The organism is Novosphingobium profundi, from assembly GCF_018491765.1.
Lineage (GTDB): Bacteria > Pseudomonadota > Alphaproteobacteria > Sphingomonadales > Sphingomonadaceae > Novosphingobium > Novosphingobium profundi.
The window spans coordinates 34639-47241 of sequence record NZ_JABWCU010000025.1 but is presented as its reverse complement, the minus strand read 5'-3'; the positions used below and the strand labels follow the sequence as shown (position 1 = coordinate 47241).

Annotated in this window: 13 protein-coding genes; 4 read left to right on the top strand and 9 right to left on the bottom strand. The window is 66.7% G+C overall.

The window, feature by feature from the left end; all coding sequences use genetic code 11:
* Positions 1-66: 66 nt before the first annotated feature.
* Positions 67-2376, bottom strand: a complete 2310-nt coding sequence (locus HT136_RS23110; protein ID WP_214202197.1) for an ATP-dependent helicase — start codon at positions 2374-2376, stop codon at positions 67-69.
* A 248-nt stretch (positions 2377-2624) separates the two neighbouring features.
* On the opposite strand from HT136_RS23110, the gene HT136_RS23105 reads away from it, so the two are divergent.
* Positions 2625-2891 (top strand): hypothetical protein, encoded by a 267-nt coding sequence (locus tag HT136_RS23105; RefSeq protein WP_214202196.1) that lies wholly within the window; start codon positions 2625-2627, stop codon positions 2889-2891.
* A 102-nt stretch (positions 2892-2993) separates the two neighbouring features.
* Here the strand turns inward: HT136_RS23105 and rsmD are convergent, their stop codons facing one another.
* On the bottom strand, positions 2994-3563 hold the full coding sequence (rsmD, locus tag HT136_RS23100; protein WP_214202195.1) for a 16S rRNA (guanine(966)-N(2))-methyltransferase RsmD: 570 nt from the start codon (positions 3561-3563) through the stop codon (positions 2994-2996).
* On the bottom strand, positions 3560-4798 hold the full coding sequence (locus HT136_RS23095) for a pseudouridine synthase (RefSeq protein ID WP_246544231.1): 1239 nt from the start codon (positions 4796-4798) through the stop codon (positions 3560-3562). Before HT136_RS23095 ends, rsmD begins: the two co-directional genes overlap by 4 nt.
* Before the next feature lie 103 nt (positions 4799-4901).
* On the opposite strand from HT136_RS23095, the gene HT136_RS23090 reads away from it, so the two are divergent.
* Positions 4902-6605 carry an AmpG family muropeptide MFS transporter gene (locus HT136_RS23090; RefSeq protein ID WP_214202193.1) on the top strand — a complete coding sequence of 568 codons (1704 nt, stop codon included), beginning with the start codon at positions 4902-4904 and terminating at the stop codon, positions 6603-6605.
* A 55-nt stretch (positions 6606-6660) separates the two neighbouring features.
* Here HT136_RS23090 and HT136_RS23085 read toward each other — a convergent pair whose 3' ends face one another.
* From HT136_RS23085 to trpB, 5 genes are read right to left on the bottom strand one after another with little or no spacing between them, the layout of a single operon-like run.
* On the bottom strand, positions 6661-8043 hold the full coding sequence (locus tag HT136_RS23085) for a bifunctional folylpolyglutamate synthase/dihydrofolate synthase (RefSeq protein ID WP_214202192.1): 1383 nt from the start codon (positions 8041-8043) through the stop codon (positions 6661-6663).
* 24 nt (positions 8044-8067) lie between these two features.
* The gene (trpA, locus tag HT136_RS23080) at positions 8068-8844 is read right to left on the bottom strand and encodes a tryptophan synthase subunit alpha (protein WP_214202191.1); all 777 of its coding nucleotides are present in this window, start codon (positions 8842-8844) and stop codon (positions 8068-8070) included.
* Entirely contained in the window at positions 8841-8987 is a 147-nt protein-coding gene (locus HT136_RS23075; protein WP_214202190.1) for a hypothetical protein, read from the bottom strand. The genes trpA and HT136_RS23075 overlap by 4 nt, the downstream gene beginning before the upstream one ends.
* Positions 8984-9232, bottom strand: a complete 249-nt coding sequence (locus HT136_RS23070) for a hypothetical protein (RefSeq protein ID WP_343222295.1) — start codon at positions 9230-9232, stop codon at positions 8984-8986. The genes HT136_RS23075 and HT136_RS23070 overlap by 4 nt, the downstream gene beginning before the upstream one ends.
* Positions 9229-10470 (bottom strand): tryptophan synthase subunit beta, encoded by a 1242-nt coding sequence (trpB, locus tag HT136_RS23065; protein ID WP_214202189.1) that lies wholly within the window; start codon positions 10468-10470, stop codon positions 9229-9231. The genes HT136_RS23070 and trpB overlap by 4 nt, the downstream gene beginning before the upstream one ends.
* A 269-nt stretch (positions 10471-10739) precedes the next feature.
* Here trpB and HT136_RS23060 point away from each other — a divergent pair, with 269 nt between their 5' ends.
* Both HT136_RS23060 and HT136_RS23055 read left to right on the top strand, forming a co-directional pair.
* Positions 10740-11210, top strand: coding sequence for an outer membrane beta-barrel protein (locus tag HT136_RS23060; RefSeq protein WP_214202188.1), 471 nt, complete (start codon positions 10740-10742; stop codon positions 11208-11210).
* A 240-nt stretch (positions 11211-11450) separates the two neighbouring features.
* Positions 11451-11912 carry an outer membrane beta-barrel protein gene (locus HT136_RS23055; protein WP_214202187.1) on the top strand — a complete coding sequence of 154 codons (462 nt, stop codon included), beginning with the start codon at positions 11451-11453 and terminating at the stop codon, positions 11910-11912.
* Here HT136_RS23055 and HT136_RS23050 read toward each other — a convergent pair.
* The gene (locus HT136_RS23050) at positions 11900-12556 is read right to left on the bottom strand and encodes a phosphoribosylanthranilate isomerase (RefSeq protein WP_214202186.1); all 657 of its coding nucleotides are present in this window, start codon (positions 12554-12556) and stop codon (positions 11900-11902) included. The two genes, HT136_RS23055 and HT136_RS23050, sit on opposite strands and share 13 nt — an antisense overlap.
* Between the last annotated feature and the right edge of the window lie 47 nt (positions 12557-12603).

Below are 12603 nucleotides of genomic sequence, written 5' to 3'. Positions count from 1 at the left end.
CGGCCTGTATCCCCGCTCCGCCCGAGCTGTCCGAGCCGGCGATCGAGAGAATGCGTGCAGGTGTGGTCATGCCAGAGCGCTAGACGTCCGTCCTGCTCCGGGCAAGGTGCGCTTCGATCCGGCCTGCTCGAATTCGATTTCCAGCTTGTTGCCTTCCTGGCTGCGGACCGTCCCATAGCCGAACTTCTCGTGGAAGACGCGCGCGCCGATCGCGATGTCGGTGCGTGGCTTGGCGGCGAAGCTTGCCGCGCTGCGGGTGCTTTCCGCCACCCGGCGCGGCATGGTGTCGAACTCACGGCTCGCGGCGCGTTGCCAGCCGGGCCCGCGCGTCATCGTGCGCGAAGGCTGGGCGCGGGCGACATCGGCGAAGGGATCGGCGTGCTCGGACCACTGCGCGCGCCAAAGCGAGGCACCGCCGGTGAGGGTGGTTTCGCTGTCGACCTGGTCCTCGGGCAGTTCGGCGATGAAACGCGAGGGGATCGAGCTCGTCCACTGGCCGTAGATGCGCCGGTTGGCGGCGTGCAGGATCGTGCACTTGCGCCGTGCGCGGGTGATCGCGACGTAGGCGAGGCGGCGCTCCTCCTCGAGGCTGGCGAGCCCACCTTCGTCGAGCGAGCGCTGCGAGGGGAACACGCCGTCCTCCCAGCCGGGCAGGAACACGTTGTCGAATTCCAGGCCCTTGGCCGCGTGCATGGTCATGATGGTGACCTTTTCCTCGTCGTCGCGCGCGTCGTTGTCCATGACCAGGCTGACGTGCTCGAGGAAATCGCCGAGGCTTTCGTATTCCTCCATGGCGCGGGCGAGTTCGACGAGGTTCTCCAGCCGTCCTGCGGCTTCGGGCGTCTTCTCGGCCTGGAGCGCGTCGGTGTAGCCGCTCTCGTCGAGCAGGGTGCGCATGAGGTCGGCAGGGCCCTCGGTCTTGGCAAGATCGCGCCAGCGGGCAAAGTCGCGCATCAGCGCCAGCAGGGTGTTGCGCGCACGCGCGGGAAGCTCGTCGGTATCGACGATCTCGAGTGCGGCGGCGGCCAGCGGAACGCCGCGCTTGCGGGCGATGAAGTGGAGCTTTTCCAGTGCCTTGGCGCCCAGTCCGCGTTTGGGCGTGTTGTAGATGCGCTCGAAGGCAAGGTCGTCGGCGGGCTGTGCGATGACGCGCAGGTACGCGAGCGCATCACGTATCTCGGCGCGCTCGTAGAAGCGGAAGCCGCCGACGATGCGGTACTTCATGCCGATCGAGATGAAGCGGTCCTCGAACTCGCGCGTCTGGTACTGCGCGCGCACGAGGATGGCGATCTGGTCGAGCGGCGCGCCTTCGCGTTCGAGGCGTTCGATGTCGTCGCCCACCCGGCGCGCTTCCTCGGGCGCGTCCCACACGCCGATCACGCGCAGCTTGTCGCCGCCGTGGCGCTCGGTCCAGAGCGTCTTGCCGAGGCGCTGGGTGTTCTCGTCGATGAGGCCCGAGGCCGCGGCGAGGATCTGCGGGGTCGACCGGTAGTTCTGCTCGAGTCGGATCACCTTGGCGCCCGGAAAATCCTTCTCGAAGCGCAGGATATTGGCGACTTCGGCGCCGCGCCACGAATAGATCGACTGGTCGTCGTCGCCCACCACGCAGATGTTGCGGCGGTTCTGGGCAATCAGGCGCAGCCACAGGTACTGGACCTGGTTGGTGTCCTGGTACTCGTCGACCATGACGTACTTGAAGCGCTGCTGGTACTGCTCGAGCACGTCGCGGTGCTCGCGCAGGATGTTGAGCATGTGGAGCAGGAGATCGCCGAAGTCGCAGGCGTTCACCGCCTTCAGCCGCTCCTGGTATAGGTGATAGAAGTGCTGGCCCTTGCCATTGGCGTAAGCCTCGTTCTCGCGCGCATCGAGATCGCGCGGGTTGAGCCCGCGGTTCTTCCAGCGATCGATGCACCCGGCGAGCTGCTTGGGGGGGAAGCGCTTGTCGTCAACGCCTTCGGCCTGGATCAGCTGCTTGATGAGGCGCATCTGGTCGTCGGTGTCGATGATGGTGTAGTTCGACTGCAAGCCCACCAGTTCGGCGTGGCGGCGCAGCATCTTGGCGGCGATCGCGTGGAAAGTGCCAAGCCAGGGCATGCCCTCGACGGCCGGGCCCACGAGATGCCCGACCCTTTCGCGCATCTCGCGTGCGGCCTTGTTGGTGAAGGTGACGCACAGGATCTCGCTTGGCCAGGCAAGCCGCGACTGGACGAGGTAGGCGAGGCGCCGCGTCAGCGCGGACGTCTTGCCGGTTCCCGCGCCCGCCAACATCAGAACCGGCCCCTCGGTGGTGAGCACGGCTTCGCGCTGCGGTTCGTTCAAGCCGTCGAGAAGCGCCGCCGCAGCGGCGGGGGCGAGGGGGGGATTTACGTCGGTCACACGCGAACATCTAGGGAACGGATTAACCCCGCGCAAGCTCGCTTCGTCGAGTGCCGGGAACAAATCCACGTCTTCGCGCGTCGATTGGGTGCGACGATATGACGCTGTCTAAGGGACTTGCCGGATCGATGGTTCGGACCGGTCCCGGATGGGAACCGGTCTGGGCTGCGGTTGAACTACCGACCCGGACACGCGCTTGGCGGTAGGTTCCGGATGGTGTCTTTACATGAGAAATCGGGAGTAACCCTATGAAGAACCGTGTAATCGCCATTGCTCTTGCCGCCTCGGGCGCGGCGCTTGCCCCGCTTGCAGCGCAGGCCCAGGCCCCCGAGGTGGTGCACAAGGATGCGCGTGGGCATGCCGAGCAGGTTCGCGTCGGCGGTAAGGTCTACGATGTGTGCCGCGGCGAGATGCGTGACGGCTGCATCAATCCCCGTGCCGCGGGCTTGAATTGGGGCAACCGTCCGCTTGACCACTGGCCGGGCCAGCCCGCCAGCACTTTGCACGAGCACTGATCCGGTCGCCTGGCGACAACGAGTTTTCCGCTCCGGAAAAGGGAAAGGGCGCCCCAGCGATGGAGCGCCCTTTTTTCGTGTCCGGCACTTGGTGCAGGAGGTTCAGCTCTTGCGCAGGATATGCAGGCAGGCCTTGCCGACGTCGCGGGTGGCCTCGACCTCGAAGCCGCGCACCGAGACGCTTTCACCGCGTGCGGTCTCGATCGAGACCCAGGTCGCCTCGCCGATCCAGCCGAGGCGGGCAAGCTTGTCGACCGCGACCGCGCCCGCGCCGGTGTCATAAGGCGGGTCGAGCAGGACGAGGTCGAGCGGTTCGCGCGCGGTGCCCAGTGTCAGCGCCGAGGAGGCGCGCACGTCGCAGCGGTCCTGCGCCTGGAGATTGGCGATGTTGCGCCGGATCGCGCGGATGGCTCCGGCGTCCTGGTCGACGAAGAGGCAATGGGCTGCCCCGCGCGAAAGCGCCTCGAGGCCCAGAGCACCCGAGCCTGCGAAGAGATCGGCGACCTTGAGCCCTTCGAACGCGCCGAGCCGGCTCGCCAGCATCGAGAAAAGCGTCTCGCGCGTACGGTCGGCGGTGGGGCGGGTGGTGTCGCCCTCGGGCGTCGCCAGCTTGCGGCCGCGCCATTCGCCCGCGACGATACGCAGCCCCGTGCGCGTGGCGGCGCCCTTCACTTGGCGTCCCGTTCGATCTCGCGGCGGAAGCGCTCGAGGACCTTGGGTTCGATCTCGACCGCCGCGCCCTTGGGCAGTTCGTCGAGCGCGAAAGGTCCGTAGCCGACGCGGATGAGGCGGCTGACCTGGAGACCGAAGTGTTCGAGCACGCGGCGCACTTCGCGATTCTTGCCTTCGGTGAGCGTCATTTCGATCCAGCGGTTGAGGCCGGCACCGCGTTCGAGGTTCGCGTCGATCTTGCCGTAGCGCACGCCATCGATCTCGACGCCTTCGATGAGGCTCTCGAGCTGGTCCTGGGTGATCTCGCCAAAAGCGCGCGCACGATAGGTGCGCGGGATGCCGGTGGAGGGCAGCTCGAGCGCGCGCTTGAACTCGCCGTCGTTGGTGAGGAGCAGGAGGCCTTCGGTATTGAAGTCGAGGCGCCCCACCGGCATCACGCGGCCGGCGTCGGCGGGAAGCGCGTTGCGCAGCGCGTTGTAGATCGTCGGGCGACCGGCCGGGTCGCGCTCGGCGGTGATGAGGCCGGCGGGCTTGTGGAAGGCGAAAAGACGCGTGGCGTCGGCCTCCTTGACCGGATTGCCGTCGACGGTGATGCCCGCGAGCGAGGTCAGCACGGTGGCCGGTGTGGTGATCACGTCCTCGCCCAACTTGACGCGCCCTTCGGCGATCATGCGTTCGACTTCGCGGCGACTGGCGATGCCAGCGCGGGCCAGCAGCTTGGCGATGCGTTCGCCCTCGCGCTCGGGCAAGTTGGGGTCCTTGGGCGTAGGCCCTGCGGTTCCGGCCTTGCCGAAGCTGCGCGGACGCGATCCCGCGCCGCCACGGCGTTCGCTGAAGGCGCTCTGGCCGCGCGTGTCTTCGCTGCGGCGGCGCTCGTACGAACCGCGCTCGGGTCGCGCCCGGTCGAAGGAGCCACGCTCGGGTCGCGCCCGGTCGGAGGATCCGCGCTCGGGTCGCACTCGGTCGGAGGAGCCGCGCTCGGGTCGCGCCCGGTCGGAGGAGCCGCGCTCGGGCCGCGCCCGGTCGAAGGAGCCTCGCTCGGGTCGTGCACGCTCGGACGTGCCGCGTTCGGGGCGCGCGCGTTCAGACGTGCCGCGTTCCGGGCGGCTACGCCCGGAAGAACTGCGTTCGGGGCGGCCCCGTTCGGAAGTGCCACGGCCGGCGCCGTCGGGGCGGCGTGAACGCGAATCGGACCCGCGCGACGGTCCGCCGGATTTGCGAGGTGGTTTGGACATTCGCTGCGCCATACCTGTTGATCGCGGCTTCATCCAGCCTTCCCTTGATCCCGCCGCGTCTCTATCCCGGATTTTAAGCACTTATTTGCCGGAGAACCTGCGCATGTCCGAGCCCGCCGCGACCCAGTCGCAGCCCGATGGAGGCTGGCGCCGCACCCTGATGGCGCTCGGCAACCGCAAAACCGGCTTCATGGCGGTTTTCGGTTTTGCCAGTGGACTGCCCTTTGCGCTGTTTCTCGGCACGCTTTACGCCTGGCTCAGCGAAGCGGGCGTCGACCTCGAGACAATGGGCGTGTTCTCGCTGATCGGGCTTGCCTACGCCTTCCAGTTCCTGTGGTCACCGCTGCTCGACCGGGTCGATATTCCGGGCATGCGCGTGCTGGGCAAGCGCAAGCAGTGGATCGTGACGGCCCAGGTCCTGCTCGGCGTGATCCTGGTGACGCTGAGCGCGCTCGATCCGCGCACGCAGCTTGGCTGGTTCTCGCTGCTCGCCGCGATCGGCGCCTTCGCCTCGGCGACGCAGGACATCGTCATCAACGCCTGGCGCATCGACGTCGCCGACGAGGACGCGCCGATCGACCTGCTCTCGACGATCTATCAGATGGGCTACCGGCTCGCCTCGCTCGCGGGTGGCGCGCTGGGCCTGATCCTGGCCGCGCGCATCGGTTGGCCACAGACCTACCTCGCGATGGGCGTGATCCTGCTTGCCATCGGCATCGCCGGGCTCTTCGCGCCCGATGCCGAGGTCAGCGCGCCAACGGCCGAGCAGGAGGACGCCCTTCTTGCGCTACGCCAGAAGGGCGAGTTGACCCCGCAAGTGCGCCTCAAGGCCCTGCTGATGGTCGGCGCGCTATGGGGAGCGGCGCTCGCAACGGTCATCACCTTCATGGTGCTTTCGATGACCGCCGCGCCCGATGCACGGCCCGATCCCACCACCTTCACCGCGACCGCCGGGCCGCTCATCGTGATCGCGACGATCGTGCTGCCCGCGCTCATCGCCGGCTGGCTGGTCGCGCAGCAGCGCAAGGGCAACCACGTGCTGGCCGAGGATGTGCACCACGAGGCGGTGGGCTCCCCGGTGATCGACCAGCTCTACCGCGCACTCCTGCTGCCGCTGGTCGAGTTCGTGGGGCGGCTGGGCTGGTCGCTCGTGCTCATCATCGCGCTGGTCCTGACCTACCGCATCTGTGACGCGATCTGGGGGACGTTCGCCTATCCCTTCTACCTCGGCTACCTCAAGTACGCGAACGATGAAGTTGCCATCGCGTCCAAGTTCTTCGGGGTCGGCGCGACGGTGCTTGGCCTTGCTGTCGGCGGTGGGCTGCTCGGCACGATCGGGCGCATGCCGACGCTGTTGCTGGGCGCGGTGCTGGCAGCCGTCACGAACCTGCTTTACGCCGACCTTGCCAGTGGCGGCGCGGTCATGAGCGCGGTCTCGAACGCGCTCCACATCACGCAACTGGTCGAGAGCTTCGGCGGGGAAGGGCGCCTTGCGACGCTGATGGTGACGATCGGCGCGGAAAATCTTGCCACCGGCATAGCCGGGGCGGCCTATATCGCCTGGCTCTCCTCGATCGTCGCCAAGGGCTACAGCGCGGTGCAATACGCGCTGCTTTCTTCGCTGACGCTGCTGGTGGGCACGCTTGGGCGCGGGGCGCTCGGCAAGATGATCGAGAACCAGGGCTACCACGCCATGTTCATTTTCGTGACCTGGATCGGCACGATCGCCATCGTGCTGACCTGTCTCGAGTGGTGGCGCCAGTCGCGTCAGCAGGCGCGCCGGACCGAAGTGCCAGCGGAATTCTAGAACATTTTTTGAATCTTAGGGCGGTCGATCCGATGCAATCTGGTCGAAAACCGCTCTAGTCCGGCGCCTGGTCGTTCGCGGCGAGCACCGTTCCGGCAAGATAGAGCGAGCCGCCGATGAGGACGATCTCATCGCCGTTCGGCTTGAGGCGCGTCAGGGCTTGTGCGACATTCGCAGCGACGCCCGCTTCGGGACAGCCGGGCTGGCGGAAGGCCTCGGCGCCGTGCCATTCGTGGCCCGGGACGGGCACCGCCGTCACGCTCGCCAGTCGCTCGGCCAGCGGGCCGATGAGCGCGCCGGGATCCTTGTTCGCGAGCATGCCGATGACGAGGTGGATGAGCTGGCGGTTCTCTGCAAAGTGGCGCGCAAGCGCCTGCCCCGCATCGGGATTGTGTCCACCGTCCAGCCAGCACTCGGTTCCGGCGGGCAGCAAGTCCGTCAGCGGCCCCCGCTCGAGCCGCTGGAGCCTTGCAGGCCAGCGCGCCCAGTCCATTGCGGCGACGAGCGCCGCATCGGAGACGGCGATGGCGTCCTGATGGCGCAACATGGCGATGGCGAGGCCCGCGTTCTGGATCTGGTGAAGCCCTGGCAGGCGCGGGCGCGGCAGATGAAGCTCGCCCAAATGGTCGGCGTAAGTGAAGCCTTCGGGCGTGGGCGTCACACTCCAGTCCGAATTCGCGCGCACGATATAGGTTCCCGCGCGCTCGGCCTGCACTTCGACCGTCTCGTTCATGGCGGGCGTGTAGTCGAGCGTGATGAGCGGGGCGTTGGTCTTGGCGATCCCCGCCTTCTCGAAGGCGATGCGTGCAAAGGGGTCTGTGGGCACGTCGTCGCTGGGCGAGAGGAGAAACTGTTCGTGATCGATGCCGAGCGCGGCAATGCCGCAGGCGATCGGCGATGGAATCACGTTGGTGGCATCGAGCCGTCCGCCCAGGCCCACCTCGAAGATGCAGGCATCAGCCGGGGTGCGCGAAAAGGCAAGGAAGGCGGCGGCCGTCGAGACTTCGAAGAAGCTTGCCCCGACGTCGTGCCGCTCGGCGACGTCGAGCACTTCGGCCAGGAGCGCGGCGAGCGGCGCATCGCCGATCAGCATGCCGGCGACGCGGATACGCTCGTTGAAACGCACCAGGTGCGGGCTGGTGAAGACGTGGACGCTCTTGCCCGCGGCTTCGAGCGCGGCGCGCAGGAACGCGCAGGTGGAGCCCTTGCCATTGGTCCCGGCGACATGGAGCACCGGTGGGAGGGCGCGTTCCGGGTGGCCAAGGTGCGCGCACAAGTCGCGAATGACGTCGAGCCCGAGGCGGCCCTTGGGCACCGAAAGCTTGGCCAGCCGGTCAAGCTGGGACTGGACCTCGGGCGCGTCGGAGAGCGCGAAGTCGTTGGGACGCAGAGGATCGCGAAGCGGATCGCCCGGAAGCTGGTCGTCGGGAAGGGACATCGTCGCTAAGGCCCCGGATTGCGCTCAGCGCGCGGTGTGGATGGCCTCGGCAAGCGCCGAGGTGAGTTCGCGCAAGGGGGCCGCTGCGGCGTCGCCGTGCTGCTTGACGAGATCGACGAGCGCCGAGCCGACCACGACGCCATCGGCGACCTGGGCGATCGCGCGGGCTTGGTCGGGCGTGCGCACGCCGAAGCCGACCGCGACGGGAATATCCGAGGCGGCCTTGAGGCGGGTCACCGCGTCCTCGATCGAGGTCTGCGCGGCGCTCTGCGTACCGGTGATGCCCGCGACCGAGACGTAGTAGAGGAAACCGGAGGAGCCTTCGAGCACCGCGGGAAGCCGCGCAGCGTCGGTGGTGGGCGTGGCAAGGCGGATCAGCGAGATGCCCTCGGCCCGCAGCGCCGGGCCGAGTTCGGCGTCTTCCTCGGGCGGAATGTCGACGCAGATCACGCCGTCGACCCCGGCCTTGGCGCATTCGGCGGCGAACCATTCGGGGCCGCGCACGATCATCGGGTTGGCATAGCCCATCAGCACCAGCGGCACCTGCGGGTGGCGCGCGCGGAACGCGGCGGCGATGGCAAAGATGTCGGCGGTCTTCGTCCCCTTGGCGAGGGCGCGGATATTGGCTTCCTGGATCGCGTTGCCGTCGGCCATGGGGTCGGTGAAGGGCATGCCCAGTTCGATCACGTCGGCGCCGCCTTCGACGAGCGCGTCGAGGTTGGCAGCGGTGTCGCCGTCGCCCCCGGTGATGAAGGTGACGAGGGCCGGGCCCTTGGCGAAGGCGGTTTCGAAGCGGGTCATTCGCTGTCTTTTCTCTCGACGACCAGGATTCGGGCTGGTCCTTGGGGATAGGCGACGTGTTCGTCGCCGGGTTCTGCACGCGCGTCGTCTCTCGCCGAAAGACGGGTCATGGTCATCATCTTCAGGTGCGCGGCGCGCGTCACGTGAACAGGCTCTTGCGGGTGAGCCGCAGAAGGCCGGCCGTCAGGACGACGAATATGGCGATGTAGCCCAGGCTCATGCCGATGTTCAGCCAGCTGCCGCGAAACGCGAAGGCCCAGTAGTAGCGCGCGCCCGACAGATCGATCGAGCGGCGCGCAACCAGTTCGGCGAAGACGAAGATGGCCGGGAACACCCCCATCCACAGGATGGTGGCGTCGACCAGAGGCCGTTGCCAGCCTTTGGTCACAGCGAGACGCCCAGCGCCTCGGCCACCGTGAAGATGTCCTTGTCGCCCCGGCCCGAGACGTTGACGACGAGCAGCTTGTCTTCGTCGAGCTCGGCGGTGAGCTGGGGCAGGGCCGCGAGGGCATGCGCGCTCTCGAGCGCGGGGATGATCCCCTCGAGCGAACAGCAAAGCTGGAACGCCTCGAGCGCCTGGGCATCGGTGATCGGCACGTAGTTCACGCGGCCCGATTCGTGGAGCCAGGAATGCTCGGGGCCAAGGCCCGGATAGTCGAGCCCGGCCGAGATCGAGTGCGCCTCGGTGATCTGGCCGTCCTCGTCCTGCAGCAGGTAGGTCTTGTTGCCGTGGAGAATGCCCGGTTTGCCGCCCGTCAGCGAGGCGGCGTGCTTGTCGGTGTCGACGCCGTGGCCGCCCGCCTCGATGCCGGTCATGGCGACTTCGGGATCGTCAAGGAAGGGGTGGAACAGGCCGATCGCATTCGAACCACCGCCCACGGCCGCGACGAGATGGTCGGGCAGGCGCCCTTCCTTCTCGAGCATCTGTTCGCGCGTTTCCTTGCCGATGATCGACTGGAAATCACGCACGAGCTCGGGATAGGGGTGCGGTCCGGCGGCGGTGCCGATGATGTAGAAGGTGTCGTGCACGTTCGCCACCCAGTGGCGCAGTGCATCGTTCATCGCGTCCTTGAGCGTCATCGCGCCGCTGGTGACCGGCACCACTTCGGCGCCGAGCAGTTTCATGCGGAACACGTTGGGCTTCTGGCGTTCGACGTCGGTCGCGCCCATGAAGATCGTGCAGGGCAGGCCGAATCGCGCGGCGACCGTGGCCGTCGCGACACCATGCTGGCCCGCGCCCGTCTCGGCGATGATCTTGGTTTTCCCCATGCGCATCGCAAGCAGGATCTGGCCGATGCAGTTGTTGATCTTGTGCGCGCCGGTGTGGTTCAGCTCTTCGCGCTTGAAATAGATCTTCGGGCCCTTGCCGGCGGGCGCCTTGGCGCGCCAGTGCTCGGTCATGCGAGGGGCGAAGTAGAGCGGGCTTGGACGGCCTACGAAGTCCTTCATCAGCGCATCGAATTCGGCCCAGAATTCCGGGTCGTCCTGCGCCTTGCGGTACTCCTTCTCGAGATCGAGAATCAGCGGCATCAGCGTTTCGGCAACATAGCGCCCGCCGAATTGGCCGAAGTGGCCGGAGGCATCGGGAAGCGCGCGCAAGCTGTTTACAGGCAGGTGTTCGGTCATGGTGCGCGAGCGTTGGCAGAGCCGTGCGAGACTGTCCAGCGCGATCGCCCGCTTGGGACCTCATCGACAATTTACAATTGCATGGTTTGCACATGCCGGCGCGATCAATGCAATTTTGTTACCAAATAGCGCAGAATTCTGACAGTTTTGGGTCATTTAACAACAATTTGTTCATCCTGGTGAAAGGCCGGGGGGCGCAGCGGCAGGTCACCCCAGAGAGGGTCACTCCCCGAAAGAGGGTCGGGGGTAAGTTTTTGGAGTTTGAGAATATGCGTACTGCACTCGTTTCGCTTGCCGCTGCCGCCGTTGTCGCAGCTGCCACCCCCGCCATGGCCGATGAAGCTCGCATCGAAGCGCGCACCGGCATGGTCTGGAATGGTCAGGACTCGCAGGGCACCGCCGGTGTCGCGGCTGGCTACGACTATGACCTTGGCAAGTCGCCGTTCTTCGTCGGCGTGCAGGGTTCGGCCGACAAGTCGTTCGACGGTGACACGCGCGTGACCTGGGGCGCTGGCGGCCGGGCGGGCGTCAAGGTCACCCCGGACACCAAGCTTTACGCAACTGCCAACTGGCAGTCGAAGTTCTGCCGGACCTGCAACAGTGGTGTCGGCGTTGGTGGCGGTGTCGAGCAGTCGGTTGGCACGCGCTACTTCATCAACGCGCAGTACCAGCATGTGCTGATCGGCGACTACACGCCCGATGCAGACGTCGGCCTGGTCGGCGTTGGCGTGAAGTTCTGACAGGAACAAGCCCGCGGGTCGCAACCCGGGCACAGGAAGGGCGCCCTGCCACGGCAGGGCGCCCTTCTTGCGTATATGGGATCTTAGCAGCACGAAGATGGGCGAACGCAGGCGCTGCAATCCTTGCCCGAAGATGCGTGAAATTCTCCCCGATCTAAGGAAAAACCCGAGCACCTGATCACCACGAAGTCTTTAGCCTTCCTATGATGGAGTTATCTGTCCGTTCTGGTGAGGTTTGCCGTGCGCTCTTCGATCGCGTGTGTCGCGTTTGCCCTGTCGTGTGTTTCGGCTCCTGCTCTTGCGGACGAAGCCTATGTTGAAGCGGTGGGAGGCGTCAGCTTCGCCCATGAAGAGGATGCCGTGGTCGCGGGACTGGCCGCCGGTTACGATTTCGATCTCAACGAGGTGCTGTTCGCGGGTGTGGAAGGCACGCTTGAGAAGGAACTGGTCGAGGATCGCCATTTTGCGGCCGGCATCGGCGTGCGCGTCGGTGCGTCCGTTACCGAACGCGGCAAGGCCTTCGTCGGGCTCAACTGGCAGTCGAAGGACTGTCCCGAGTGCGACGAGGCCTGGGGCTTCACCACCGGTTTTGAGCAGGAACTCGGCGAACATCTCTACGCCAAGCTCGAATACAAGCACCTGATCCTGCCCGAGGAGCCGAACAAGAACATCGTGATCGGCGGTATCGGCTACATGTTCTGAGAGGTCTGCGCGCGCACGGTCTCGCAAAAAGCGGCGATGCGCGCATGGTCCTTGATGCCGGGGGCGCTCTCGACGCCCGAGGAGGTGTCGACCAAGGGCGCATCGGTGCGGCGGATGGCTTCGCCTACGTTGTCGGGGGTGAGCCCACCGGCGAGACCCCAGGCGATCGGCCCTTTCCAGTTCGCCACCAATGACCAGTCGAAGCTGAGCCCCATTCCGCCGGGCAAGGTGCCCGCGGGGGTCTTGGCGTCGAACAGCACCCGGTCGATCGCGCCGGCGTAGGCGCCCGCGCGTTCGACGTCGCGGGCCGTGGCGACCGAAAGCGCCTTCCACACCTCGACGCCATGGCGCGCGCGCAGCTGCGCCGCGCGCTCGGGTGTCTCCTGGCCGTGAAGCTGGAGCGCGTCGAGCCGCGCGGCGGCAAGCGCCTGCGCGATTGTCGCATCGTCGGCGTCCACGAAGAGCCCGACCCGAGTGATGCGCCCTTCGGCGCGCTGGGAAAGCTGGGCGGCCTGCGCGGGTGTCACATTGCGAGGACTTTTGGCGAAGAAGACGAAGCCCGCGTACTCGGCGCGCGCGCGGATCGCGGCGTCGAGCGCGTCGGGTGTCGAAATTCCACAAATCTTGATCGCCGCTGTTGGCATGGGCTGTCCGCTGACTAGAGTGCGCCGGCTCCGTGCCGATAAGGAAC

What these genes read in the sequence shown, in the direction of transcription:
- HT136_RS23090 (WP_214202193.1), top strand. Translation starts at nt 4,902, where the DNA reads ATGTCCGAGCCCGCCGCGACCCAGTCGCAGCCCGATGGAGGCTGGCGC.
- HT136_RS23085 (WP_214202192.1), bottom strand. Translation starts at nt 8,043, where the DNA reads ATGTCCCTTCCCGACGACCAGCTTCCGGGCGATCCGCTTCGCGATCCT.
- HT136_RS23050 (WP_214202186.1), bottom strand. Translation starts at nt 12,556, where the DNA reads ATGCCAACAGCGGCGATCAAGATTTGTGGAATTTCGACACCCGACGCG.
- HT136_RS23060 (WP_214202188.1), top strand. Translation starts at nt 10,740, where the DNA reads ATGCGTACTGCACTCGTTTCGCTTGCCGCTGCCGCCGTTGTCGCAGCT.
- HT136_RS23095 (WP_246544231.1), bottom strand. Translation starts at nt 4,798, where the DNA reads ATGTCCAAACCACCTCGCAAATCCGGCGGACCGTCGCGCGGGTCCGAT.
- trpA (WP_214202191.1), bottom strand. Translation starts at nt 8,844, where the DNA reads ATGACCCGCTTCGAAACCGCCTTCGCCAAGGGCCCGGCCCTCGTCACC.
- HT136_RS23105 (WP_214202196.1), top strand. Translation starts at nt 2,625, where the DNA reads ATGAAGAACCGTGTAATCGCCATTGCTCTTGCCGCCTCGGGCGCGGCG.
- trpB (WP_214202189.1), bottom strand. Translation starts at nt 10,470, where the DNA reads ATGACCGAACACCTGCCTGTAAACAGCTTGCGCGCGCTTCCCGATGCC.